The following is a 23,992-nucleotide window of genomic DNA, read 5'->3' as shown; positions in this document are numbered from 1 at the left end:
GAGCACGTGGATGGGCGCTGGCCCGGGTTCGAAGTCTTCGGTCCGCCGGGCGGGTTCAGGCCGGCCAGGCGAGCATGGCGGCATCGATGATCATGCCGAGTTTGTCCGCGGTGGGCGCCAGGTCGCCTTGCGCGATGCCTTGCGCGAGGCGGTCTTGCAGCAGGGCTTCCCCGGCCAGGCGGTTGTCGGCCAGGAACGCGCGCACGCGCGCGTTCTCGGGCGCGCCCAGCAGGGATGACAGCACGATCATGCAGCCGCGCGGTCCTTCAGCCACGGTATAGGCGCGCGCGTTGGCGCGCAGCATGGTCTCGACCGCCTCGCGGGCGGTGCGGGCGTCCGCGAGGCTTTGCGAGGTGGCGCGCCCCTCGACGCGGTCGTAGAGTTCGACCGCCTCGCGAAAGATTTCTTCCTTGCAGCCGAAGGTGGCATACAGGCTGGGCTTGTTCACGCCCATGGCCTGCACCAGGTCCTGGATCGAAGTGCCTTCGTAACCTTGGGTCCAGAAGGTGCGCATGGCCGCGAGCAGGGCCGCGTCCCGGTCGAAGGCGCGCGGGCGGCCGATTTTCCGGGTGGGCGCGGCTCGGGGTTTGGCGCTCATGGTTCGATCATCCGCAGGCCCGCCACGCCGATGCCGATCAGCGCCAGGAACAGCAGCTTGGCCCATGACATGGGCTCGCCCAGCACCAGGGTTCCAAACACCGCCACGCCGAAGGCGCCGATGCCCACCCAGATGGCGTAGGCGGTGCCCACCGGCAGGTGCCTGAGCGCGAGCGCGAGCAGGACGAGGCTGAGCATGGCCACGCTTATGCCGATCAGGCTGGGCCACAGCCGGGTGAGTCCGTCCGCCTGCTTGAGCGCCAGGGCCCAGACGATTTCCAGGGCGCCGGCCAGCGCCAGGAGCATCCAGGCTGTGTGGGGAGGCATGGGCATCGCTATGCGGTGAAGCCGCCGTCGATGGCGAGCGAGGCGCCGGTGATGAACTGGCTCTCGGCCCCCGCCAGGTAGCCGACCGCGGCGGCGATCTCGTCGGGCTGGGCGTAGCGCTTGACCGCCATGAGTTCCAGCTCGGCGCTGACCGTCGGGCCGTCGGCGGGGTTCATGTCGGTGTCGGTCGAGCCCGGGTCGACGATGTTGACCGTGATGCCGCGCGGGCCGACCTCGCGCGCCAGGCCCTTGGTGAAGCCGATCAGCGCGGATTTGCTCATCGCATAAAGCGTCACGCCGCCATAGGGCACCCGCTGCGCGAAGCACGAGCCGATGGAGATGATGCGCCCGCCTTCGCCCATATGGGCAAGCGCGGCCTGCGAGGCCACGAAGACCGCCGCCGCGTGGATGGCCAGCGTGTCGTTGCCCTGCTCGAGCGTGGCGTCCTCGATGGGCCCGGCGGGGAACACCCCGGCGCTGTTGACCAGTATGTCCAGGCCGCCCAGTTCCCTGGCCGTCTGCGCCACCGCCGCGCGGACGGCGAGCGGGTCGCGGCTGTCGGCCTTGATGGCCAGGATCCTGGCCCCGCTGGCGCCGAGTTCGCGTGCGAGTTCGGCGGCGGCCCGATCCGAGCTGGCGGAGGTGAAGGCAACGGCGGCCCCCTTCTGCGCGAGCCGGCGGACGATGGCGGCGCCGATGCCGCGCGTGCCCCCTGTGACGAGGGCGGCCTTGCCTTGGAATTCCATGTCTGCGGTTTCTTTTATACCGATCGGTATAAAAGACTACGCGAAGCGGCATGGCGCGTCAACAAAGATTGGCGCAGCGCCCGGGGCAGTGGCTGGTGTGGCACGGCGGGCCGTATGATGCGGGTTTTTCCCCAATCCCGCTATCAAATACTGAGTAGTATCTTTCTCTCCAGCAAATTAAATACTGAGTAGTATGTATCACGGAGACGAACCTATGCATGGGATCTGGCAACCGGCGCTGACACAGGAAGCGGCGGCCTGGCGGGACAAGGCCGCGGTGTTGACGCGCGAGCGCTTCGCGCCGCTGGCGGCGGAGATCGACCGGGATCAGCGCTATCCGGAGGAGCATCTGGCGCCGCTGCGCGAGAGCGGGATTTCCGGGATGTTCGTGCCGAAGGAGTATGGCGGCGGCGGCGCGTCGCTGACCTCGGTGATCGCGGTGGTCGAGACGGTGGCCCAGGGCTGCGCGTCGAGCGCGGCGATCCTGGCGGCCTTGTCGCTGGGCGCGTTTCCGGTGCTGCTGGGCGGGCTGGCGCGCGAGGGCCGCGCGGTGAATTTCGCGCTGAGCGAGCGCGGCGCGGGCTCGGACGCGGGCGCGGTGCAGGCCACCGCCGAGCGCGAGGGCGCGGGCTGGCGCATCCGCGGCGAGAAGTGCTGGCTGGGCAATGGCGGGCACTCGCACCATTTCATCGTGTTCGCACGCACGGGGCCCGAGGGGCAGCGCAACAACATCAGCGCGTTCGTGGTGGCGCGCGAGGCCGACGGCGTGGTGGTCGATTTCTACGAAGACAAGATGGGCATCCGCGGCACGACGACCACCAACCTGAAGCTGGATACCTGGGTGGCCGAGGACGCGCTGGTGGGCGAGCTGGGCCATGGCCTGAAGCTGGCCCTGGCGACGCTGACGATCGGGCGCGTGGTGGTGGCGGCGCAGGCCAACGGGATCGCGCTGTGCGCGTATGCCGAGGCGTGCGATTTCGCGGTGTCGCGCGAGACTTTCGGGCGCAGCATCATCGATCATCAGGGCATCGGTTTCAAGCTGGCCGATGCAATGACGGGCCTGTCGTCGTCGCGGATGATGGTGTACGAAGCGGCGCGCGCGTACGACGCGGGCGAAGATATCAGCACGCTGGGCGCGATGGCCAAGCTGCTGGCCAGCGAGGTCTCGCACACCGTGGTCGACGACGCCATGCAGGTGCTGGGCGGGCGCGGCTACGTGAAGCCGAGCGCGGCCGAGCGCTGCTACCGCGACCAGCGCATCACCGAGATCTACGAAGGGACCTCGGAGATCCAGCGCGTGGTACTAGCGCGCGCAATCAAGAAAAGCGTGCTGGCGGCGCGGGGCTGACGATGAAGGCCCGGGCCGCGGTCGCGTACGAGGAGATGCCGCTGCGCCAGGTGGAGCTGCTGGACGCGGCCGCCCGGGCGTTCACCGAGATGGGGTTCAGCGCCGCGACGATCGATTCGGTGGCGGACCTGATCGGGGTGACCAAGGGCAGCGTGTATTACTACTACCGCAGCAAGACGGACCTGTTCTTCGCGGTGCACCGGCGCGCCATGCAGCTGAACCTGGACGCGGTCGAGCCCCTGGCGGCGGACCTGTCGGTGACGCCGGCGCGGCGCTTGTGGAACATGGCGCACGCGCATACGCACCTGATGATGGCGTACCTGCCCTACCAGCGCGTGACGGTGCAGGGCATCGAGCTGCGGCTGGCCGGGCGCACCACGGCGGGCCAGCGCGCCGAGCTGGAAGAGCTGGTGCAACTGCGCGACCGCTACGAGTCGCTGTTTCGCGCGGTGGTGGAAGCGGGCGTGGCGGCCGGGCAGTTTCGCGCGGCGCCGCCGGCGCTGGCGGTCAAGCCGCTGCTGGGCGCGCTGAACTGGACGACATTGTGGTACCGCCCGCGCGAGGGCGAGACCGAGGCCGAGCGCGAATCGATCGCGCACGGGATTGCCGACGCGATCGTGGGCAGCGTGATGCCGCTGCCGGCGATCTGAACATTTTCTGGGAATTGATGATGCAGAACCCGCAACAGGATGAGCGCGCGTGGCGCGCGGTGGCCGAGTGGTATCACGCCTATTTCACGGGCATCGTGCTGTCGACGGTGACGCGGCGCGGCACGCCGCGCGCGGCCGAGCTGGTCTACGAGATCTTCTGCCGGCAGCGCAACCAGCGCTTCCTGGCCGGGCTGGAGAAGCTGGGCATCGCGCACCTGCCGCCGGCAGTGGCCGCGGCGCAGTACCACTATCTGTCCAACCATATCGGCGGCGTGGCGGTGCAATACATGTACGAGTCGGACCGCAAGGCGTGGATCCGCTACTCGGCGCCGCGCTGGATCTGGTCGGGCACGGCCCTGTGCGGGATTCCGTCGGAGGTGTCGCGCGCGATGCTGGCGGGCTGGCATGCGCAGAACGGCGTGACGCTGAACAACCCGCGCCTGGGTTTCGTGTGCACCAAGCAGGCGGCCGACGGGCAGTCGGGCCTGGAGGGCTATTACTACGAGTACGACCGCGACCTGCTGCCGCACGAGCGGCTGCGCTTCGCGCGCAACGAGGACGCGCCGGATTTCGACCCGGCGGCCGCGCCGGTGCTGCCCACCGCCACGTGGCCGGCCACGCGCCTGGCCAAGGCCAGCCGCAACTACGCCATGGAATACGTGCGCACGGCGCTGCCGACGGCGGTGACGCTGTGGGGGCCGGACGAGGCCACGCATCTGCTGCGCGTGACGGCGCACATGATAGGCATGCAGTTCTACCACGAGACGGCGCGCGCGCTGGGGTTCGAGCCCGACGGCACGGCGGCGCAGTTCGCGCGCTTCATGCAGGCGCTGGGCCAGGCGCAGGGCGACGCCTGCGAGGTGGTCGAGGCCGATGGCGAGGCGCGCGTGCGGCAGGCCGGCTGGACGCTGATGGACGACGTGCAGGACGCGCACCCCTGCGTGGCGCAGGCCTGGCAAGGCCTGCTGACCGGCGCGCTGGACGCGCACAACCACCGGCTGGCGCTGCAGGGCACGGTGCGCCGCGGCGCGGCCGGCCATGAATTCGAGTGGCGCATCGCGCGCGCCTGAGCGCCGCGCCGCGCAAAGGAGATCACGATATGCAAAGCAGCGATAGCGGCGGCGCGCTGGCCGGCCTGCGCGTCATCGACGCCTCGCGCGTCCTGGCCGGGCCGTTCTGCGGCCAGATGCTGGGCGACCACGGCGCCGAGGTCATCAAGATCGAGTCGCCCGAAGGCGACGAGTGCCGCGGTTTCGGGCCGCCCTTCGTCGACGGCGCGTCGGCGTACTTCCGGGCGGTCAACCGCAACAAGCGCAGCATGGTGCTGGACCTGAACAGCGAGGCCGGGCGCGAGACGCTGTGGCAGCTGCTGGAGACGGCCGATGTGCTGATCGAGAATTTCAAGGCCAGCACGCTGCGCGCCTGGGGAATTGCCGACCCGGCCGAGATCACCGCGCGCTTTCCCCGGCTGGTGCATTGCCGCATCACGGGCTTCGGCGACGACGGGCCGCTGGGCCAGCTGCCGGGCTACGACGCGGCGGTGCAGGCCATCGCGGGCCTGCTTAGCATCAACGGCGAGGCCGGCGGCCCGCCGGTGCGCCTGGGCGTGCCGGTGGTGGACCTGACCACCGGCATGAACGCGGCCATCGCGGTGCTGCTGGCGCTGCAGGCGCGCCACCGCACCGGCCGCGGCCAGATGGCCGACGTGGCGCTGTACGACTCGGCGGTCTCGGTGGCGCATCCGTTCCTGACCAACTACCTGGCCTCGGGCAAGACGCCCGGCCCCAGCGGCAACGGCCACCCCAACATCGTGCCGTACAACGTGTACCGCACGCGCACCTGCCCGCTGTTCATCGCGGTGGCCAACGACCGGCTGTTCGCCAAGCTGTGCGCGCAACTGGGCGTGGCCGAGCTGGCCGCCGACGCGCGCTTTGCCACCAACGGCCAGCGCGTGGTCAACCGCGAGGCGCTGGACGCCGCGCTGTCGCAGGCTTTCGCGCAGGTCGACGGCGAGCCGTTCGGCCAGCAGCTGCTGGCGCAGAACGTGCCGGCCGCGCCCATCCTGGACATTGCCGCCGTGGCGGCCGCGCCGCACACGGCGCACCGCCGCATGGTGGTGCAACAGCCCGACTACACCGGCCCGGGCATTCCGATCAAGCTGTCGCACACCCCGGCGGCGATCCGGCGCGGTCCGCCCGCGCTGGGCGAAATGGCGGCCCCGCCGCCCAAGCGCTGAGCGCTTGCCCATTCCTATTCCTATAAAGCACAGGAGACCACTCATGCATAGCTTCAAATCCGCGCTGCTGGCCAGCGCCGTCCTGGCCCTGGCCGCCGGCACGGCGGGCGCAGCCGACACCTATCCGGGCGACAAGCCGATCAAGATCGTGGCCGCCTTCTCGCCCGGCAGCGCCACCGACACCAGCGCGCGCATCATCGCCGAGGAACTGCGCAAGGACCTGGGCGCCAACGTCATCGTCGAGAACAAGCCCGGCGCGCAAGGCCTGATCGGCACCGAATACGCCGTGCGCCAGCCCGGCGACGGCTACACGCTGACGATCGCCAGCAGCTCGCTGAACTCGATCAACCCGGGCCTGTTCAAGAAGCTGCCGTACGACGCGCAGAAGGACTTCACGCACATCTCGCGCCTGACCACCATGCCCATGCTGGTGCTGGTGCGCGGCGACGGCGACATCAAGACGCTGGACCAGCTGGTGCAGAAGGCCAAGGCGGGCTCGCTGAACTACGGCTACGGCTCGCCCGGCGGCCAGGTGGGCGCGGTGGCCTTCAACAATATCGCCGGCATACGCGCCGAAGGCGTGCCGTACAAAAGCCAGCCGCCGGCGCTGACCGACCTGGCCGGCGGCCAGGTGGACTACGTGCTGGGCGACCTGTCGGTGGCCACGCCGCTGCTGCGCGCCGGCAAGATCCGCGCGCTGGCGGTCAGCACCGAGCAGCGCCTGCCCGACCTGCCCGAGGTGCCGACCTTCGCCGAGACCGACTACAAGGCCTTCGACCTGGTGGTATGGGTGGGCCTGTCGGGCCCGGCCGGCATTCCGCCGGAAGTCGCCCAGCGCCTGAACGACTCGGTCAACAAGGCGCTGGCGCGCCCCGAGATCCAGGAGAAGTTCAAGGGCCTGGGCATGACCACGGCGCCCAACACGCTGGCGCAGCAGCAGCAGTTCGTGCAGTCGCAGCTCGACACCTGGGGCCGCCGCATGCGCGAGGCGAACATCCAGCCCGAGTGATGGGTGGCGGGGCGGCGGGGCTGCCTGCCCCGCCCTGCCCTTACGACAGCCGCAGCGCCAGCGCGCCCAGCGTGAGCAGCAGCACCGGCAGGGTCAGCACGATGCCGACCTTGAAGTAATAGCCCCACGAGATGCGCACGCCCTTGCGCGCCAGCACGTGCAGCCACAGCAAGGTTGCCAGGCTGCCGATGGGCGTGATCTTGGGGCCGAGGTCGCTGCCGATGACGTTGGCGTACACCATGGCCTCGCGCGCCGCGCCGCTGGCGCTGCTGGCGTCGATCGACAGGGCGCCCACCAGCACGGTGGGCAGGTTGTTCATCACCGAAGACAGCAAGGCGGTGACCAGGCCTACGCCGTAGGTGGCGGCCCACAGGCCGTGCGAGGCGAACCAGCCGAACAGGTCGGCCAGCGACTGGGTAAGGCCGGCATTGCGCAGGCCGAACACCACCAGGTACATGCCGAGCGAGAACACCACGATGTGCCAGGGCGCTTCGCGCATGACCTTGCGCGTGCTGATGAAATGGCCGCGCCCGGCCACGGCCAGCAGCACGGCGGCGGCCGCCGCCGCGGTGGCGCTGACCGGCACGCCCAGCGGCTCCAGGCCGAAGAACCCCACCAGCAGCAGGGCCAGCACCATCCAGCCGGCGCGGAAGGTGCGCGGGTCGCGGATGGCCGCGCGCGGCGCTTTCAGCTGCGAGGCGTCGTAGCGCGCCGGCACGCTGGCGCCAAAGCGCAGCAGCAGCACGGCCAGCGTGGCGGCCACCGACACCAGCGTCACGGGAATCATCACCGCGGCATAGCGGTTGAAACCGATGCCGAAGTAGTCTGCCGAGACGATGTTGACCAGGTTGGAGACGATCAGCGGCAGGCTGGCGGTGTCGGCGACGAAGCCGGCGGCCATGACGAAGGCCAGCGTGGCGCCGGCGCCAAAGCCCAGCGCGGCCAGCATGGCCATGACGATGGGCGTGAGGATGAGCGCGGCGCCGTCGTTGGCGAACAGCGCCGAGACGGCCGCGCCCAGCAGCACGATCCAGGCGAACAGCATGCGGCCGCGCCCGCGGCCCCAGCGCGCCACGTGCAGCGCGGCCCATTCGAAAAAGCCCGCTTCGTCCAGCAGCAGGCTGACGATGATGATGGCGATGAAGGCGGCGGTGGCATTCCAGACGATGCCCCACACAACGGGGATGTCGCTCCAGTGCACCACGCCGGTGGCCAGCGAAATGGCCGCGCCCAGGCAGGCGCTCCAGCCTATGCCCAGCCCGCGCGGCTGCCAGATCACCAGCGTCAGGGTGAACAGGAAAATGACGGCGGCGGTGATCATGCTCGGGGTTCGCGAGTGCAAGGCGCTGCGTCGCAGGGCGCGCCCTGGCAGCAATTGTCGGTGAGATAGGCGATCAGCCCGGCCATGGTGTCGTAGCGCGCGGCGTAGATGACGAAGCGGCCATCCTGGCGCGCCTCCAGCAGGCCGGCCTGGACCAGTTCCTTGAGATGGAAGGACAGCGACGAGGGCGCGATGCCCATGGCCTGCGCCAGCTGCCCGGCGGCCACGCCTTCGGCGCCGGCCTGCACCAGCAGGCGGAACGCGGTCAGGCGCGACGCGTGGCCCAGGACGACCAGGGCTTTGATGGCGGCGTTGGTTTCCATGTTTCAAGTATAGTCGAAATATCATTCCGCACTCGTCCGCCAAGACGGCGGGGCGGTGCGCGACGCGCAGGGCCGCCGGATGCGCCGAGCCGGGCGCGCGGCGTGCGAAAATCCGCCATCGCGGCATCCGGCCGCGCCCTCCCCGCCCCTGCATGTCCCCTGATTCCCTGTCCGCCGTAGCGGCGCCGCAAGCCGGCGCGCCCTCCCCGCGCGCCGCGCGCGTGGCCATCATCGGCGCCGGCCCGGCCGGCCTGATGGCCGCCGAGACGCTGGCCGGCCATGGCCTGCGCATCGATGTCTACGACGCCATGCCCTCGGTCGGCCGCAAGTTCCTGCTGGCCGGGCGCGGCGGCCTGAACCTGACGCACAGCGAGGCGCCGCAGGCGTTCGGAGCGCGCTACGGCGCGCGCGCCGATTGGGTGGCGCAGTGGCTGGCGCAGTGGGATGCGCAGGCGCTGCGCGCCTGGGCGCACGGATTGGGCGTGGAGACTTTCGTGGGCACCTCGGGGCGCGTGTTCCCGCGCGAGATGAAGGCCGCGCCGCTGCTGCGCGCCTGGCTGGCGCGGCTGCGCGGCGCCGGCGTGGGTTTTCATATGCGGCATCGCTGGCTGGGCTGGCCGGCCGGCGAACCTGCCAGCCCGCAGGCGCTGCGCTTCGGCACGCCGGACGGCGCGCTGGCGGTCCGGGCCGATGCGGTGGTGCTGGCGCTGGGCGGGGCGAGCTGGGCGCGCCTGGGCTCGGACGGCGCCTGGACCGCCACGCTGCGCGAGCACGGCGTGGCGGTGGCGCCGCTGCGCCCGGCCAATTGCGGCTTCGAGGCCGACTGGAGCGAGCCTATGCGGCAGCGCGCGACCGGCCAGCCGGCCAAGGCGGTGGCGATGGCGCTGGCGCCGGACGGGCCATGGCGGCGCGGCGAATTCGTGGTCACCGACAGCGGCATCGAGGGCAGCCTGGTCTACGCTTGCAGCGCGGGCCTGCGCGATGCCATCGACGTCCGCGGCGCGGCGACCGCCTGGCTGGACCTGTTGCCCGATTGGCCGGCCGAGCGAGTAGCGGCGGCGGTGATGCATCCGCGCGGCGCGCGCTCGATGTCCAGCCATCTGCAAAGCCGCCTGGGCATCAAGGGCGTGAAGGCCGCCCTGCTGCGCGAATGCGCGGGCGCCGAGGCCTATGCCGATGCCGGCCTGCTGGCGCGCCGCATCAAGGCGCTGCCGCTGCGGCTGCTGCGCACGCGCCCCATCGACGAAGCGATCAGCAGCGCGGGCGGGGTCGAGCGCGCGGCGCTGGACGCCCGCTTGATGCTGGCCAAGGCGCCGGATGTGTTCTGCGCCGGCGAAATGCTGGACTGGGAAGCGCCCACCGGCGGTTATCTGCTGACCGCGGTCATGGCCAGCGGCGTGGTGGCGGGCCGCGGCGTGCTGGCCTGGCTGCGCGACGGTTTATAAATGGTTACTTGAATCGACGCACCAACGCGAAATGTCAGTGGAAACATAAAGTTGCACACGCCGTTGAAAACGTTACTTGTAACCAAATCAATCAGCTAGAACGCATCGAAATTGCCGATTATTAGCATTAATCCGGCCTGGGACGCGCTTTGAAATAAAAAGATTTTCTGCGAAAACAACGGATATGCTATTGATTTATAATGGTTTTTTAAGCACCACCCGGTATGTTTGCAGGTATGATGACGCAAAGATTGTGTTTACGCAAAGAATTAACAAATTTTTAGTCGATTAAAAAAACATTCTCGTACAAACTGTCGGCCGTTTGTTCCAAACTATAACTAGAGACCGACTATGCCTACGTTTTCGTTCAAACGCACGACCGCCATCGTCGCCGTCCTGTTTGCGCCTGCCGCGTACGCACAGCAACAGGCCGGTACCACCCTGAACCAGGTTGTGGAGCAGACGCTGCTCAGCAACCCGGAGATCCAGGCCAAGTATCACGACTTCCGTGCCTCCATGGAAGGCCAGAATGTTGCACGCGGTGGTTTGCGCCCGCAGGTCAACGCCCAGGGCTTCGTAGGCAAGGAATGGCGCAGCAACGTGCCGGACCGCGGCTCGTACAACTGGAGCCGCCCCGGCTACAGCGTGGAATTGCGCCAGCTGATTTTCGACGGTTTCCGCACCAGCAATGACGTCAAGCAGGCCGGCTACGACAAGCTGGGCCGCTTCTACGAGCTGCTGGCCACCAGCGACAGCACCGCTTACTCGGCGGTACAGGCCTATGTGGACCTGCAGCGCTACCGCGAAATGGAACTGCTGGCGCGCCAGAACTATTCGCTGCACGAGGATACGCTCAAGCAGATCCGCGAACACGCCGAATCGGGCGTGGGCCGCCGCGTGGACCTGGAACAGGCCGGCGGCCGCCTGGCGCTGGCGCAGACCAACCTGATGACCGAAAGCGCCAACCTGATCGACGTGCAGCAGCGCTTCCAACGCATCACGGGCATGACGCCCGCGGTCGATCTGCAGCCCGTTCCCGACGTGGCGGGCAAGCTGCCGCAGCAGCCGGCCAACTTCGACGACTCGCTGCGCATGAACCCCAGCTTCCTGGCCAAGCAGGCCTACCTGCAGGCGGCCAACGCCGGCGTGGCCTCGGCCAAGGGCGCCTTCTCGCCCAAGTTCGAGTTCGTGGCCGCCACCGGCCGCGACCGCGAACAGCCCGAGCCGCAGTACCGCGACGTGCAAAGCTCGAGCGTGCAGCTGGTGATGAGCTACAACCTGTACCGCGGCGGCGCCGATTCGGCCCGCGTGCGCCAGACCGCCGAGCAGTCGTACGCGGCGCGCGACGTGCGCGACTACACCTGCCGCAACGTGCAGCAGGACCTGGCCGTGGCCTGGAACAACATCGTGCGCCTGCGCGAGCAGATCCCCTTCCTGCGCGACCACGAGATCGCCACCGCCAAGGTGCGCAACGCCTACCGCGAGCAGTTCCAGATCGGCCAGCGTTCGCTGCTGGACCTGCTGGATACGGAAAACGAACTGTTCGAATCGCGCCGCGCCCTGGCCAACGGCATGGCCGACCTGCAGCTGGCGCAGTACCGCTGGCTGGCGCTGTCGCACAAGATCCTGCCGGCGCTGTCCGTGCAGCCGGCGCGCGACGAAATGCCGGAAGAGAACGCCGTGCTGGAGACGACCGACGAAGTGCTCAAGCTGTGCAACTCGCCCGTGCCCGATGTATCGCGCCTGGCGCCTGTGCAGGTGATCTACAACAGCGGCGCCAAGCCGCCGACGTTCGTGCCGGCCGACAAGGCCCGGCCCTGACGCCCCGTCCATGTCCGCCAGCAACGACAACGGCTTTTCCAAGCTGGACGCGGACTTTGTCCGCGTCCTCGAAGACTTGATCGACGCCCTCATCAAGAACGGAACCCTGCGCCTGACCGACCTGCCCCCGCAGGCGCAACGCAAACTCACCGAGCGCAAGCGGCATCGGGCCCGTCTTGCCGAGGATCTCGATCTGCTGGACGATGACGACGGACAAGTTCTCTGATCCCGCCACCCGCAGCTGGCGCGCGGATCCCCACGCATCCCACGAAGACCCGCTGCTCGACTGCCTGGTCGAGCTGACGCGCATCCACGGGGTGCCCGCCACCGCGCAGGCGCCGTCGTCCGGCCTGCCGCTGGTCGAGCACCGCCTGACGCCGGCGCTGCTGCCGCGCGCCGCCGCGCGCGCGCAGATGTCGGCGCGCACCGTCAAGCGCACGCTCGATGAAATCTCGCCCGAACTGCTGCCGGCCATCCTGCTGCTGCGCGGCGAACGCGCCTGCCTGCTGCTGGGCACGGCGCCGGGCGGCAAATACCTGATCAGCCATCCCGAGCTGGGCGCCAGCGCCGTGGAGATGGACGCCGACCTGCTGCAGGAGGATTACACCGGCCTGGCCTGTTTCGTACGGCCGCAGTTCCGCTTCGACGCGCGCGCGCCGGAAGTCGTCAAGGTGCGCAGCCGCCACTGGTTCTGGGCCGCCATCGCGGAGAACCGCCGGCTGTACCGCGACGCGCTGATCGCCGCGCTGCTGATCAACGTCTTCGCCATGGCGATGCCGCTGTTCACCATGAACGTGTACGACCGCGTGGTGCCCAACAACGCCATCGAAACCCTGTGGGTGCTGGCGCTGGGCATCGGCCTGGTAGTGCTGTTCAACCTCGTGCTGACCACCGCCCGCGCGCATGTCGTCGACAGCGCCAGCAAGCGCGTGGACATCCGCCTGTCGGCCCAGATCATGGAGCGCGTGCTGGACCTGCGGATGGAGGGCCGGCCGGTGTCGGTGGGCTCGTTCGCGGCCAACCTGCGCTCGTTCGAATCGATCCGCGACTTCATCGCCTCGGCCAGCATCACCACCCTGGTGGACCTGCCGTTCACCTTGCTGTTCCTGGCCGCGCTGGCGTGGATCTCGCCCTGGCTGATCGCCCCGCCGCTGGTGGCCATCGCGCTGATCCTGCTGGTGTCGCTGGCGGCGCAGGCGCGCATGGAAACGCTGACCATGGCCTCGTACCAGGCCTCGGCGCAGCGCAACGCCACCCTGGTCGAGGCGCTGGCCGGCTTCGAGGCCGTCAAGACCCTCAACGGCCAGGGCGCGATCCAGCGCAACTGGGAGCGTTCGACCGAGTTCATCGCCCAGAACGGCGGCAAGCTGAAGCTGATCTCGGCCTCGACGGTCGGTTTCGTGCAGGCCATGCAGCAGCTGGTTTCGGTGGCGGTGGTCATCATCGGCGTATTCCAGGCCCAGGAGTCGGCCATGTCCATGGGCGGCATCATCGCCGCCTCGATGATCGCCGGCCGCTGCCTGACGCCGTTCGGCCAGGTCGCCGCCCTGCTGATGCAATACCAGAACGCGCGCACCTCGCTGGGATCGATCGACAACTACATGAACCTGCCGGTGGAGCGCCCCGCCGGCACCGAATTCCTGCACCGCCCGGTGTTCCAGGGCGGCATCGAGTTCCGCGACGTGACGTTCGCCTACCCGGGCGCCAGCCAGCCGGCCCTGAAGAAGGTGTCGTTCAAGCTGGCTCCGGGCGAGAAAGTGGGCGTCATCGGCCGCATCGGCTCGGGCAAGACCACGCTGGAGAAGCTGGCGCTGGCCCTGTACCAGCCGACCGAGGGCGCGGTGCTGGTCGACGGCGTGGACGTGCGCCAGATCGACCCGGCCGACCTGCGCCGCGCCATCGGCCATGTGCCGCAGGATCCGGTGCTGTTCTACGGCAGCCTCAGGCACAACCTGGCCATGGGCGCGCCGCACGCCGACGATGCCAGCATCCTGGCCGCCGCCAACGCGGCCGGCGTGACCGAGTTCGCCAACGTGCACCCCAACGGTTTCGACATGATGATCGGCGAGCGCGGCGAGTCCCTGTCGGGCGGCCAGCGCCAGTCGGTGGCGATCGCGCGCGCGTTGATCAACGACCCGCCCATCCTGCTGCTGGATGAGCCCAGCAGCAACATGGACCACCAGAGCGAATCGCAGCTGCGCAAGCGCCTGAAGGCCGCCAGCGCCGACAAGACCATCCTGCTGGTGACGCACCGCACCGCCCTGCTCGACCTGGTCGAGCGCCTGATCGTCATCGACAACGGCCATATCGTGGCCGACGGCCCGAAGGAGCAGGTGGTGGAAGCGCTGCGCCAGGGCCGCGTGGGCCGCGGGAGCTGAGCATGCAGAACACGCAGAACGCCACGCTTGCCGCGCCGCCGGCGCGCCAGGGCTCGCTGCTGGGCGCGCTGTGGCGCGTGCCGCGCGGCTGGATCATGGGCCTGTTCGACCGCCTGCTCGACGGCGCCGAACGCAAGGACGGGCCCAGCCCGGCCAACTACGTGGGCAACGCCGAATGGGCCATCCGCCAGGCCGACGCGCGCGGCTCGCGCGTGCTGCTGTGGGCCTCGCTGCTGGCCACGCTGGCGCTGCTGCTGTGGGCCGGCTTCGGCTACATCGACGAAGTGGTGCGCGGCGAGGGCAAGGTGGTGCCGTCGCGCCAGGTGCAGATCGTGCAAAGCCTGGACGGCGGCATCGTCGAGGAAATCCTGGTGCGTCCCGGCGAGGCCGTCGAGACCGGCCAGGTGCTGCTGAAGATCGACCCGACGCGCTTTGCCTCATCGCTGGGCGAGAACAACGCCGAATACCTGTCGCTGCTGGCCAAGGCGGCCCGCCTGAAGGCGCTGGCCACCGGTGAGCCGTTCGTGGCGCCCGAGAAAGTGCTGCAGGAAGCCCCCGCCATCGTCGAGATGGAGCGCAATACCTGGCAGGCGCGCACCAGCGAATTGAACGCCACCGTCAACGTGGCCAGGGAACAGCTCAAGCAGCGCGAGGAAGAGCTGCGCGAAACCATCGCCAAGCGCGACCAGGCCTCGGCCAGCTGCGGGCTGACCTCGCGCGAGCTGCAGGTTACCCGCCCGCTGCTCAAGAGCGGCGCTGTCTCGGAAGTGGACCTGTTGCGCCTGCAGCGCGACGTGGCGCGCTACTGCGGCGAGCAGAAAGGCGCCGAGGCGCAGATCGACCGCATCGGCGCCTCGATCAAGGAAGCGCAGAGCAAGCTGCAGGAAGCGGAACTGAACATCCGCAACCAGGCGCGCAGCGAACTGTCCGAAACCAACACCAAGCTGGCCACCCTGCGCGAGGGCCAGGCCGCCCTGGCCGACCGCGTCAAGCTGGCCGACATCCGCTCCCCGGTGCGCGGCACCGTCAAATCGCTGTTCTCCAATACGGTGGGCGGCGTGGTGCAGCCGGGCAAGGACATCATCGAAATCGTCCCGACCGACGACACCCTGCTGCTGGAAGTGCGGGTGCTGCCGCGCGACATCGGCTTCCTGCATCCCGACCAGAAGGCGGAGGTGAAATTCACCGCCTACGACTTCGCCATCTACGGCGGGCTGGAAGGACATGTGGAGCAGATCGGCGCCGACACGGTCACCGACGAGAAAGGCAATTCGTTCTACATCGTGCGTGTGCGCACCAACAGCGCCACGCTGGGCGACAGGAAACTGCCCATCATCCCTGGCATGGTGGCCGAAGTCCACATCCTGACGGGCAAGCGCACGGTGCTGCAATACCTGCTCAAGCCCATCCTGCGCGCCAAGGAAAACGCGTTTACCGAACGTTGAGGGAGATCTGCGAGGTTGAGTATGCACGCCACTCCGGTTCTGTTGGTTACCGATGACGATTTGCTCTGGCAACACTGGCGCGGCCTGGACGCGGCGCGCTGGCTGCCGGCGCGCGGGCGCGGCCTGGCCTCGCTGCAGCAATGGCAGGGCCAGGGCCGCCAGCTGGTGGTCCTGGACGCCAGCGTGGCGCGCCTGCCGGCTTGGGACGCCCCGCAATGGCAGGAGCTTACCGTCGGCCTGCGCCTGGTGGTCGCCAGCTCGCGGCCCAGCGACGCCCAGGGCACCCAGGTCTTTGCCGCGGGCGCCTACGGCTACTGCCACAGCCACGCCCCGCTGGCCTCGCTGATGCAGGTGCTCGAGGTCGTATCCGGCGGCGGCATCTGGATGGGCCGCTCGCTGGTCACCCGCCTGCTCAAGCTGGTGGACGAACGCGTGCCCAGCGCGCCGGCCCCCTGGCAGCACGACCGCCTGACCGAGCGCGAGAACGCGGTGGCGCTGCGCGCGGCCCACGGCGATTCCAACGCCGACATCGCCGGCGAACTGGGCATCACCGAACGCACGGTCAAGGCGCACCTGTCGGCCGCCTTCGAAAAACTGGGCGTCTCGGACCGCCTGCAACTGGCGCTGTGCGTGCACGGCATTTCCACCCGTACGCCTGCCCCCCGCACGGGGACTGACGGCCGTTAAGGCGCCTGCGGCCTGGGTGCCTGTCCCCGCGGGGACAGGCACCACGTTCCCCCGCACCACCCTCCCCGCTCCTAAGACGGTATCCGTCCCCGCGGGGACAGGCACCACGCCCCCCCGCACCACCCTCCCCGCCCCTGAAATTCTCCTCGCGAACCTGTCCTCGCGGACAATACCCGGGACGGCGGCGCGTCCGTACCATCATGGTCATCTCAGTCAATCCCGGAGTGGATCGCCATGGCCAATTCTTCCCCCGCTGTCGTCACCGCCGTCACCGGCCGTGCCTGGATACGCAACAGCGATGGTTCGCTGACCGAATTGCATGAGGGCAGCAAGGTGCCGCAGGGCAGCGACATCGTCACGGCCTCGGGCTCCACGGTGGCCCTGCAGGTCGATGGCGGCATGCCCCTGGTGATCGGCGAAGGGCGCGAAGTGGCCGTCACGCCGGACCTGAACGGCGGCGGCGGCGACGCTTCCGAGGCCGCGGTGGCCCTGCCGACCACGACCGACTCCGAACGCCTGCTGGCCGCCCTGCAGGATGGCCGCGACCCGTTCGACGAACTGGATCCCACCGCCGCGGTCATCGGCGGCAGCGGCGACAGCGCCGGCAGCAGCTTCGTGCGCCTGGCCAAGATTCTCGAAAGCACCACCCCGATGGACCTGGCGTACCCGAATCCGGGCCGCGGCGAAGACGGTGTGCGCACCTTCCTGGGCGGCGCCACCGCCGGCGCCGATGACGAAGCCGCGCCCGCGCCCGCCAACCAGGCACCCAACGCGCTGGACGACCTGGGCCAGACCCGCCAGGGCCAGACGCTGCGCGGCAACCTGATGCTGAACGACTCCGACCCCGACGGCGATCCGCTGGCCGTGGTTTCCGTCAATGGCCGGCCGATGACTTCCGGCGGCCTGACGCTGCCCGGCAGCGGCGGCGGCACGTTCACGGTGCAGCCCGACGGCTCGTACACCTTCGTGCCGGGCAATGAGCACCAGTCGTTGGGCGAAGGCCAGACGACCACCACCACCATCACCTATACGATTACCGACCCGTCCGGCGCAACCTCCACGGCCACGCTGACGGTCACTGTCACCGGCACCAACGACGCGCCCACGCTCACCCCGGGCGTGACCCTGGACGACCAGGCCAACGACGACGGCGAAGCCATCACCCCGGTCGACATCTCCGGCCAGTTCGAGGACATCGACAACGGCGACACGCTGACCTTCACCGCCGACGGCCTGCCCCCGGGCCTGACCCTGGATCCGGCCACCGGCATCATCTCCGGCACGCTGGATAACTCCGCCTCGCAAGGCGGCAACAACGGCGTCTATACCGTCACCATCACGGCCACCGACTCGGGCGGCAAGAGCGTCAGCCAGACCTTCGAGTGGGATGTGACCAACCCCGCCCCGACCGCCGTGGCCGACACCGGCGCGACCGACGAGGACACCACCCTGACGGTCACCGACCCGGCCCAGGGCGTGCTCAGGAACGACACCGACCCGGACAACGACGACCTGCACGTCTCCGCGGTCAACGGCCAGCCCGCCAACGTGGGCGCGGCCATCGCCGGCGACAATGGCGGCACCTTCACGCTCAACGCCGACGGCACCTATACCTTCAACCCGGGCCCTGACTTCCAGAACCTGGCCAAGGACGCCACCGCCGAGACCTCCATCACCTACACCGTCTCCGACGGCGAAGGCGGCACCTCCTCGGCCACGCTGACCATCACCGTCGCAGGCGGCAATGATGCGCCCATTCTGACCCCGGGCGTGACCCTGGACGACCAGGCCAACGACGACGGCGAAGCCATCACTCCGGTCGATATCTCGGGTCAATTCACCGACCCGGATACCGGCGATACCTTGACCTTCACCGCCGACGGCCTGCCCCCCGGCCTGACCCTGGATCCAGCCACCGGCATCATCTCCGGCACCCTGGACAACTCGGCTTCGCAAGGCGGCGCGAACAATGACGGCGTCTACACCGTCGAGATCACCGCCACCGACGCCAACGGCGCCTCGGTCAGCCAGACCTTCGAGTGGGACGTGAACAACCCCGCCCCGACCGCCGTGGCCGACACCGGCACGACCGACGAGGACACCACCCTGACGGTCACCGACCCGGCCCAGGGCGTGCTCAAGAACGACACCGATCCGGACAACGACGACCTGCACGTCTCCGCGGTCAACGGCCAGCCCGGCAACGTGGGCGCGGCCATCGCCGGCGACAACGGCGGCACCTTCACGCTCAACGCCGACGGCACCTATACCTTCAACCCGGGCCCTGACTTCCAGAACCTGGCCAAGGACGCCACCGCCGAGACCTCCATCACCTACACCGTCTCCGACGGCGAAGGCGGCACCTCCTCGGCCACGCTGACGGTCACCGTCACCGGCACCAACGACGCGCCCACGCTCACCCCGAACGTCACCCTGGACGACCAGGCCAACAACGACGGCGAAGCCATCACCCCGGTCGATATCTCCGGCCAGTTCGAGGACGTCGACAACGGCGACACGCTGACCTTCACCGCCGACGGCCTGCCCCCGGGCCTGACCCTGGATCCGGCCACCGGCATCATCTCGGGCACGCTGGATAACTCGGCCTCGCAAGGCGGCGCGAACAATGACGGCGTCTACACCGTCGAGATCACCGCCACCGACGCCAACGGCGCCTCGGTCAGCCAGACCTTCGAGTGGGACGTGAACAACCCCGCCCCGACCGCCGTGGCCGACACCGGCACGACCGACGAGGACACCACCCTGACGGTCACCGACCCGGCCCAGGGCGTACTCAGGAACGACACCGATCCGGACAACGACGACCTGCACGTCTCCGCGGTCAACGGCCAGCCCGCCAACGTGGGCGTGGCCATCGCCGGCGACAACGGCGGCACCTTCACGCTCAACGCCGACGGCACCTACTCCTTCAACCCGGGCAATGCCTTCCAGCACCTGGCCCAGGGCGACAGTGTCGAGACGTCCATCAGCTACACGGTTTCCGACGGCGAAGGCGGCACCTCCACGACGACCCTCACGGTCACCGTAACGGGCGTCAACGACACCGGCGCGATCTCCGTGAACCTGGGCGCCGACGACGGCAAGGTGTACGAAGCCGGCCTGGACAATGCGGCCGACGACAGCGAAACCACCGGCGGCACGATCACCGTGTCGGCCAGCGACGGCATCAGCAGCGTCACCATCGGCGGCCAGACCTTCACGGTCGCGCAATTGAGCGGCGACCTGAGCAGCCTGCCGGCCATCAATACGACCGAGGGCACGCTGACGATCACGGGCTATACGCCTTCGGCCGACGGCAAGAGCGCCGACATCACGTTCAGCTACACGCTGAACGAGGCGCAGACGCACAGCCAGCCGGGCAATGACACCATCACCGACAACATCGGCGTCACGGTCACCGGCAACGGCGACAGCGAAACGAGCAGCTCGTTCAATATCACCATCGTCGATGACGTGCCGACGTTCCAGACGGTGACCGATACCGTGCTGGCCAACGAGGCGGGCCAGACGCAGACCGGCACGCTGGAGTTCGAAAGCGGCGCCGACGGCGTGGGTTCGCTGAACATCACCGGCATCACCGGCCTGCCGAACGACTGGACGACGAGCGCGATGAACAACGCGTCCGTCAACATCTTCTCGCCGGACGGCACGCACGTGTTCACGGTCACGCTGAACACCGACGGCACCTATACGGTCGATCAGCTGGCGACCCGGCCCGGAACGACCGAGTCCGTGAACATGGGTTCGCAGATCACCAACTCGCCGCAGGCCAGCTACGACTTCGGCATTGCATCGGTAACGGTACTGCACAGCAACCAGCAGGTACAGTTCAACGGCAAGGGATCGAACGTTCCGAACGTCAGCCATGAGTTCGGCATCGGCAATACCTGGTTCGAAGGCGGCGAAAGTTTCCAGATGACCTTTGAGTCCCCCATGCTGAACTTCAACTTCGGCATCGCCACGGTGAACAACCCGGGGTCGGTGAAGGTCACGCTGTTCGACGGCGTCAATACGCTGACTCTCACGGTTCCGGTCAATGCGGGCGATACGTCGCTGAGCATCACGCAGGACCAGATCCAGGCAGCCGCGGCCGCCGCGGTCCCGCCCATCTCGTTCGGCGAGTTCAGCACCGCGACCCTGGAAGGCGTCGGCGGCCTCAAGGTCTCGCTGACGACGCTGTCGTACACCAACAGCGTGCCGGCCGATGACATGGACTTCACGGTACACGTCACCGGCACCGACGGCGACGGCGACCCCGCGCAGACTGAATTCGACGTCACCTCCGGCGCCGAGGCGGCCGTCGTGGACGCGTTCAACCGGGTCATGGAAGACTCGGGCGATACCGTCGGCGGCTCGGTCATGCTCTCCACGGCGCTCGCCGTCGTGAGCGTGTCCGTCAACGGCACGGACGTCACGAACGCCACGGCGGGCAACCCGGTCACCTTCCACACCGGCAAAGGCACGCTGATCGTGACCGGCTACGACCCGCAGAGCGGCGCGCTGAGCTACACCTACACCGAGAAGGGCCAGGCCCATAACCACGGCAACGGCAAGAACAGCGTGCACGACGACTTCACGGTCACGGTCACGGACAGCGACGGCCAGGAGCGCAGCGGCGACCTGGTCATCCAGATCCTGGACTCGGTGCCGACGGCGCACGCCGACCTGGACAACGTCACCGAAGGCGTGACCCAGAACGTGTCCGCCGCCGACGGCGTGCTGGCCAACGACACCAGCGCCGACGGCTGGCACCATGCCGGCGCCATCGTGGGCGTGGCGGCCGGCGATACCGGCGCCATCTCGCACGGCAAGGTGGGCCAGGCCATCGACGGCCTGTACGGCAAGCTGACGCTCAATGCCAACGGCAGCTACAGCTACAAGGCCAACGCCAGCGGCCAGGGCGCCTTGCCGGGCGACGGCCAGGACGTGTTCACCTACACGGTGCGCGACGCCGATGGCGACCTGACCTCCACCACGCTGACGATCAACATCGACCAGTTCGTGGCCGGATCCAACGACAACAACACCATCACCGGCGGCGCCGGCAACGATGTGATGCTGGGCGACCAGGGCGGCATCAAGCAGAACGTGACCGCGGGCACCAGCTACAACATCGCGCTGGTGCTGGACCTGTCCGACTCGATGAACGACAAGTGGGGTTCGGGCTCGAACAAGCCGACCCGCCTGCAAACCGCCAAGGACGCGCTCAAGGCCCTGCTGGAGAACCAGCTGGCCGTCCATGACGGCGAAATCAACGTGTCGCTGATCACCTTCAACGGCTCCAGCAGCGCGCTGAAGAAGTCGATCACGGGCCTGACGCCGGAAAACGTCGATGAGATGGTCGACATCCTGATGGGCCTGAAGGCCAGCAGCGCCACGCCGTACGGCGCGGCGTTCGACCGGACCACGCAGTGGTTCGAAGGCCAGCCCACGGTGGACAGCGAAGGCAAGCCCTACAAGAACCTGACGTTCTTCCTGACCGACGGCGAACCCAGCACCGAGTGGAGCTACAACCGCGACAACGAATTCGCCGAGCTGGCCGCGATCAGCGATGTGCATGGCATCGGGATCGGCTCGGGCGTTTCCACGTCCACGCTGAACAAGTACGACAACACCGGCGGCTACTACACGGGCGGCCAGGAAACCCACGTCAACTTCTCCGGCAACTCGAACGCCAACAACGTCAACACCTGGGACAAGGACGGCACCGGCACGGTGACCAAGAACGACAACGCGATGCGTATCACGGATACGACCGCGGATGGCCAGGCGTTCAAGGTAACCATGAACCCCGACCACAGGATGAACGTCACCAGCGCCGGCGGCGCCTCGTTCAGCTTCGCGCTCAGCATGGGCAACAAGAACCCGGCCGACAAGTTCGAATGGGTCCTGATGAAGTGGGACGGCACGCAGTGGAACGAGGTCGAGCGCGGCACCGACGCCAGCACTCGCACGGGTATCCACGGCCCCGGCCAGTACGGATTCCAGTTCATCGTCAACGACAACAGCGGCGGCGGCCAGTTCTATGCCACAGTGGACACCATCCGCAGCTACACGTCGGGCCGCACCGGCAACTCGCAGACCGTGCTCGATCCGTCGGACCTCGAGTCGGCCCTGATCGGCGGCAGCCAGAGCACCGAGCTGGCGCCGGTCGGCAACGACAAGCTGTATGGCGGCGACGGCAACGACATCCTGTTCGGCGACGCGATCAACACCGACAACCTGCCGTGGGGCGTGGCGGGCAATCCGGCCAAGCCGGCCGACCTGCCCAACGGTTCGGGCCTGGAGGCGCTCAAGGACTTCCTGTTCCTCAAGAACGGCGTGCAGCCCACCGATGCCGACTTGCACAAGTACATCTCGGAGAACCACGCGCTGTTTGACGTGGATGGCGATACGCGCGGCGGCAACGACGAGCTGCATGGCGGCGCCGGCAGCGACGAGCTGCATGGCGGCGAAGGCAAGGATCTGCTGATCGGCGGCCAGGGCGATGACATCCTGTACGGCGGTGACGGCAGCGACACCTTCAAGTGGGAGCTCAACGACCAGGGCGTGGTGGGCGCGCCGGCGCGCGACACGATCAAGGACTTCTCCAACGCCGACATTGCCGACGGCGGCGACGTGCTGGACCTGGGCGAGCTGCTGCAGGGCGAGAACAGCGGCAACCTGACGCAGTTCCTGAAGTTCTCCAGCGATGGGCAGGACACGGTGATCCAGGTCAACACCCAGGGGCATGTCAACACCCAGGGCGCGGACCAGACCATCGTGCTGGAGAACATCGACCTGACCGCTGGCGGCACCAAGGACGACGCCGCCATCATCCAGGACCTGCTCAGCCGCCACAAGCTGCAAGTTGACCAGTAAGCCCGGTGCGCGGGCGGCTCGCCGCAAGGCGTGCCGCCCGCCGGCGGCGCGGGAACGCGGAAAATGTCAAAATATGTTTCATGCCATTGTCCACCCGTCCCCGTAAAGCGCCGCGCCTGGCGCTGGCAGCCCTGCTGAGCCTGGCTTGCGGGTGGGGTGGCGTCCACGCGCTCGATGTCGATACCGGCAAGTTGCAAAGCCTGGCGGCCAGCCGCTACGGCGCGCGCGGCGCGCGCGCCGTGGACGACTGGCTGCAATTGCTGCGCAACGACACCTCCGCCAGCGAAGCCAACCAGCTGGCGCGCGTCAACGCGTTCTGGAACCAGCGCGTGCTGTCCGGCGAGGACACGCACATCTGGGGCCGCGCCGATTACTGGGCCACGCCGCTGGAAACCCTGGGCAAGGGGGCCGGCGACTGCGAGGACTATGTCATCGGCAAGTATTTCTCGCTGATCTCGCTGGGCGTGCCCACCGAGAAGCTGCGTTTCATCTATGTGCGGGCCCGCATCGGCGGACCGTACAGCAATCAACAGATCGCGCACATGGTGCTGGGCTACTATCCCACGCCCAACGCCGTGCCGCTGGTGCTCGACAGCCTGATCTCGACCATCATGCCGGCCAACGAGCGGCGCGACCTGACGCCCGTTTTCAGTTTCAATGCCGACGGCGTCTACGTCGACGGCAAGCAGGCCAGCCCGGTGGACCGGCTCAGCCGGTGGCGCGACCTGCTCCTGCGCATGGAGCGCGAGGGCCTGCGGCCCTGAGATCCAGGAAATC

The 23,992-nt window shown here is 68.4% G+C and carries 18 protein-coding genes; 13 read left to right on the top strand and 5 right to left on the bottom strand.

Annotated elements, in window-relative coordinates:
- Positions 1 to 55: 55 nt before the first annotated feature.
- From LK409_RS02810 to LK409_RS02800, 3 genes are read right to left on the bottom strand one after another with little or no spacing between them, the layout of a single operon-like run.
- Complete coding sequence (locus tag LK409_RS02810; RefSeq protein ID WP_010927787.1) at positions 56 to 598, bottom strand: TetR/AcrR family transcriptional regulator; 543 nt, start codon at positions 596 to 598, stop codon at positions 56 to 58.
- Positions 595 to 930: a DMT family transporter gene (locus LK409_RS02805; protein WP_003819574.1), complete on the bottom strand. Its 336-nt coding sequence runs from the start codon at positions 928 to 930 to the stop codon at positions 595 to 597. Before LK409_RS02805 ends, LK409_RS02810 begins: the two co-directional genes overlap by 4 nt.
- A gap of 2 nt (positions 931 to 932) precedes the next feature.
- Positions 933 to 1,670, bottom strand: a complete 738-nt coding sequence (locus LK409_RS02800; protein ID WP_010927786.1) for an SDR family oxidoreductase — start codon at positions 1,668 to 1,670, stop codon at positions 933 to 935.
- 214 nt (positions 1,671 to 1,884) lie between these two features.
- On the opposite strand from LK409_RS02800, the gene LK409_RS02795 reads away from it, so the two are divergent.
- Genes LK409_RS02795 through LK409_RS02775 form a run of 5 tightly spaced genes read left to right on the top strand, consistent with a single transcriptional unit; the run spans position 1,885 to position 6,913 of the window.
- On the top strand, positions 1,885 to 3,018 hold the full coding sequence (locus tag LK409_RS02795) for an acyl-CoA dehydrogenase family protein (RefSeq protein ID WP_010927785.1): 1,134 nt from the start codon (positions 1,885 to 1,887) through the stop codon (positions 3,016 to 3,018).
- A gap of 2 nt (positions 3,019 to 3,020) precedes the next feature.
- Entirely contained in the window at positions 3,021 to 3,668 is a 648-nt protein-coding gene (locus LK409_RS02790; RefSeq protein ID WP_003809074.1) for a TetR/AcrR family transcriptional regulator, read from the top strand.
- A gap of 14 nt (positions 3,669 to 3,682) precedes the next feature.
- A complete protein-coding gene (locus tag LK409_RS02785) occupies positions 3,683 to 4,738 on the top strand; it encodes a hypothetical protein (RefSeq protein ID WP_010927783.1) in 1,056 nt (351 codons plus the stop codon).
- Between the two features lie 29 nt (positions 4,739 to 4,767).
- The gene (locus LK409_RS02780; RefSeq protein ID WP_003809070.1) at positions 4,768 to 5,904 is read left to right on the top strand and encodes a CaiB/BaiF CoA transferase family protein; all 1,137 of its coding nucleotides are present in this window, start codon (positions 4,768 to 4,770) and stop codon (positions 5,902 to 5,904) included.
- Positions 5,905 to 5,947: 43 nt separating this feature from the next.
- Entirely contained in the window at positions 5,948 to 6,913 is a 966-nt protein-coding gene (locus tag LK409_RS02775) for a Bug family tripartite tricarboxylate transporter substrate binding protein (RefSeq protein ID WP_003809067.1), read from the top strand.
- Between the two features lie 40 nt (positions 6,914 to 6,953).
- Here LK409_RS02775 and LK409_RS02770 read toward each other — a convergent pair whose 3' ends face one another.
- On the bottom strand, positions 6,954 to 8,234 hold the full coding sequence (locus LK409_RS02770) for an arsenic transporter (RefSeq protein ID WP_003809064.1): 1,281 nt from the start codon (positions 8,232 to 8,234) through the stop codon (positions 6,954 to 6,956).
- Positions 8,231 to 8,557 carry an ArsR/SmtB family transcription factor gene (locus tag LK409_RS02765; RefSeq protein ID WP_010927782.1) on the bottom strand — a complete coding sequence of 109 codons (327 nt, stop codon included), beginning with the start codon at positions 8,555 to 8,557 and terminating at the stop codon, positions 8,231 to 8,233. The genes LK409_RS02770 and LK409_RS02765 overlap by 4 nt, the downstream gene beginning before the upstream one ends.
- 152 nt (positions 8,558 to 8,709) lie before the next feature.
- On the opposite strand from LK409_RS02765, the gene LK409_RS02760 reads away from it, so the two are divergent.
- The 8 genes from LK409_RS02760 to LK409_RS02725 all read left to right on the top strand — a co-directional run bounded on the left by LK409_RS02760 (position 8,710) and on the right by LK409_RS02725 (position 23,979).
- On the top strand, positions 8,710 to 10,002 hold the full coding sequence (locus LK409_RS02760; RefSeq protein WP_076879797.1) for a TIGR03862 family flavoprotein: 1,293 nt from the start codon (positions 8,710 to 8,712) through the stop codon (positions 10,000 to 10,002).
- 351 nt (positions 10,003 to 10,353) lie between these two features.
- Positions 10,354 to 11,823 (top strand): TolC family outer membrane protein, encoded by a 1,470-nt coding sequence (locus LK409_RS02755; protein WP_010927780.1) that lies wholly within the window; start codon positions 10,354 to 10,356, stop codon positions 11,821 to 11,823.
- A 10-nt stretch (positions 11,824 to 11,833) separates the two neighbouring features.
- Positions 11,834 to 12,049: a hypothetical protein gene (locus tag LK409_RS02750; protein WP_003809056.1), complete on the top strand. Its 216-nt coding sequence runs from the start codon at positions 11,834 to 11,836 to the stop codon at positions 12,047 to 12,049.
- Positions 12,027 to 14,201 carry a type I secretion system permease/ATPase gene (locus LK409_RS02745; protein ID WP_010927779.1) on the top strand — a complete coding sequence of 725 codons (2,175 nt, stop codon included), beginning with the start codon at positions 12,027 to 12,029 and terminating at the stop codon, positions 14,199 to 14,201. The genes LK409_RS02750 and LK409_RS02745 overlap by 23 nt, the downstream gene beginning before the upstream one ends.
- Before the next feature lie 2 nt (positions 14,202 to 14,203).
- A complete protein-coding gene (locus LK409_RS02740) occupies positions 14,204 to 15,646 on the top strand; it encodes an HlyD family type I secretion periplasmic adaptor subunit (protein WP_003809053.1) in 1,443 nt (480 codons plus the stop codon).
- A gap of 21 nt (positions 15,647 to 15,667) precedes the next feature.
- Positions 15,668 to 16,333: a response regulator transcription factor gene (locus LK409_RS02735; protein ID WP_010927778.1), complete on the top strand. Its 666-nt coding sequence runs from the start codon at positions 15,668 to 15,670 to the stop codon at positions 16,331 to 16,333.
- Between the two features lie 234 nt (positions 16,334 to 16,567).
- Entirely contained in the window at positions 16,568 to 23,215 is a 6,648-nt protein-coding gene (locus LK409_RS02730; RefSeq protein WP_010927777.1) for a retention module-containing protein, read from the top strand.
- A gap of 80 nt (positions 23,216 to 23,295) precedes the next feature.
- A complete protein-coding gene (locus LK409_RS02725) occupies positions 23,296 to 23,979 on the top strand; it encodes a transglutaminase-like cysteine peptidase (RefSeq protein ID WP_003809046.1) in 684 nt (227 codons plus the stop codon).
- The last annotated feature ends 13 nt before the right edge of the window (positions 23,980 to 23,992 follow it).

This window comes from Bordetella parapertussis (genome assembly GCF_020735925.1).
GTDB lineage: Bacteria > Pseudomonadota > Gammaproteobacteria > Burkholderiales > Burkholderiaceae_B > Bordetella > Bordetella pertussis.
The sequence above is the reverse complement of the archived record's forward strand: the minus strand, read 5'-3'. Positions and strand labels throughout refer to the sequence as shown.

What these genes read in the sequence shown, in the direction of transcription:
- LK409_RS02790 (WP_003809074.1), top strand. Translation starts at nt 3,021, where the DNA reads ATGAAGGCCCGGGCCGCGGTCGCGTACGAGGAGATGCCGCTGCGCCAG.
- LK409_RS02800 (WP_010927786.1), bottom strand. Translation starts at nt 1,670, where the DNA reads ATGGAATTCCAAGGCAAGGCCGCCCTCGTCACAGGGGGCACGCGCGGC.
- LK409_RS02775 (WP_003809067.1), top strand. Translation starts at nt 5,948, where the DNA reads ATGCATAGCTTCAAATCCGCGCTGCTGGCCAGCGCCGTCCTGGCCCTG.
- LK409_RS02730 (WP_010927777.1), top strand. Translation starts at nt 16,568, where the DNA reads ATGGCCAATTCTTCCCCCGCTGTCGTCACCGCCGTCACCGGCCGTGCC.
- LK409_RS02805 (WP_003819574.1), bottom strand. Translation starts at nt 930, where the DNA reads ATGCCCATGCCTCCCCACACAGCCTGGATGCTCCTGGCGCTGGCCGGC.
- LK409_RS02760 (WP_076879797.1), top strand. Translation starts at nt 8,710, where the DNA reads ATGTCCCCTGATTCCCTGTCCGCCGTAGCGGCGCCGCAAGCCGGCGCG.
- LK409_RS02740 (WP_003809053.1), top strand. Translation starts at nt 14,204, where the DNA reads ATGCAGAACACGCAGAACGCCACGCTTGCCGCGCCGCCGGCGCGCCAG.
- LK409_RS02745 (WP_010927779.1), top strand. Translation starts at nt 12,027, where the DNA reads ATGACGACGGACAAGTTCTCTGATCCCGCCACCCGCAGCTGGCGCGCG.
- LK409_RS02725 (WP_003809046.1), top strand. Translation starts at nt 23,296, where the DNA reads ATGCCATTGTCCACCCGTCCCCGTAAAGCGCCGCGCCTGGCGCTGGCA.
- LK409_RS02750 (WP_003809056.1), top strand. Translation starts at nt 11,834, where the DNA reads ATGTCCGCCAGCAACGACAACGGCTTTTCCAAGCTGGACGCGGACTTT.
- LK409_RS02780 (WP_003809070.1), top strand. Translation starts at nt 4,768, where the DNA reads ATGCAAAGCAGCGATAGCGGCGGCGCGCTGGCCGGCCTGCGCGTCATC.
- LK409_RS02770 (WP_003809064.1), bottom strand. Translation starts at nt 8,234, where the DNA reads ATGATCACCGCCGCCGTCATTTTCCTGTTCACCCTGACGCTGGTGATC.
- LK409_RS02755 (WP_010927780.1), top strand. Translation starts at nt 10,354, where the DNA reads ATGCCTACGTTTTCGTTCAAACGCACGACCGCCATCGTCGCCGTCCTG.
- LK409_RS02765 (WP_010927782.1), bottom strand. Translation starts at nt 8,557, where the DNA reads ATGGAAACCAACGCCGCCATCAAAGCCCTGGTCGTCCTGGGCCACGCG.
- LK409_RS02810 (WP_010927787.1), bottom strand. Translation starts at nt 598, where the DNA reads ATGAGCGCCAAACCCCGAGCCGCGCCCACCCGGAAAATCGGCCGCCCG.
- LK409_RS02735 (WP_010927778.1), top strand. Translation starts at nt 15,668, where the DNA reads ATGCACGCCACTCCGGTTCTGTTGGTTACCGATGACGATTTGCTCTGG.
- LK409_RS02795 (WP_010927785.1), top strand. Translation starts at nt 1,885, where the DNA reads ATGCATGGGATCTGGCAACCGGCGCTGACACAGGAAGCGGCGGCCTGG.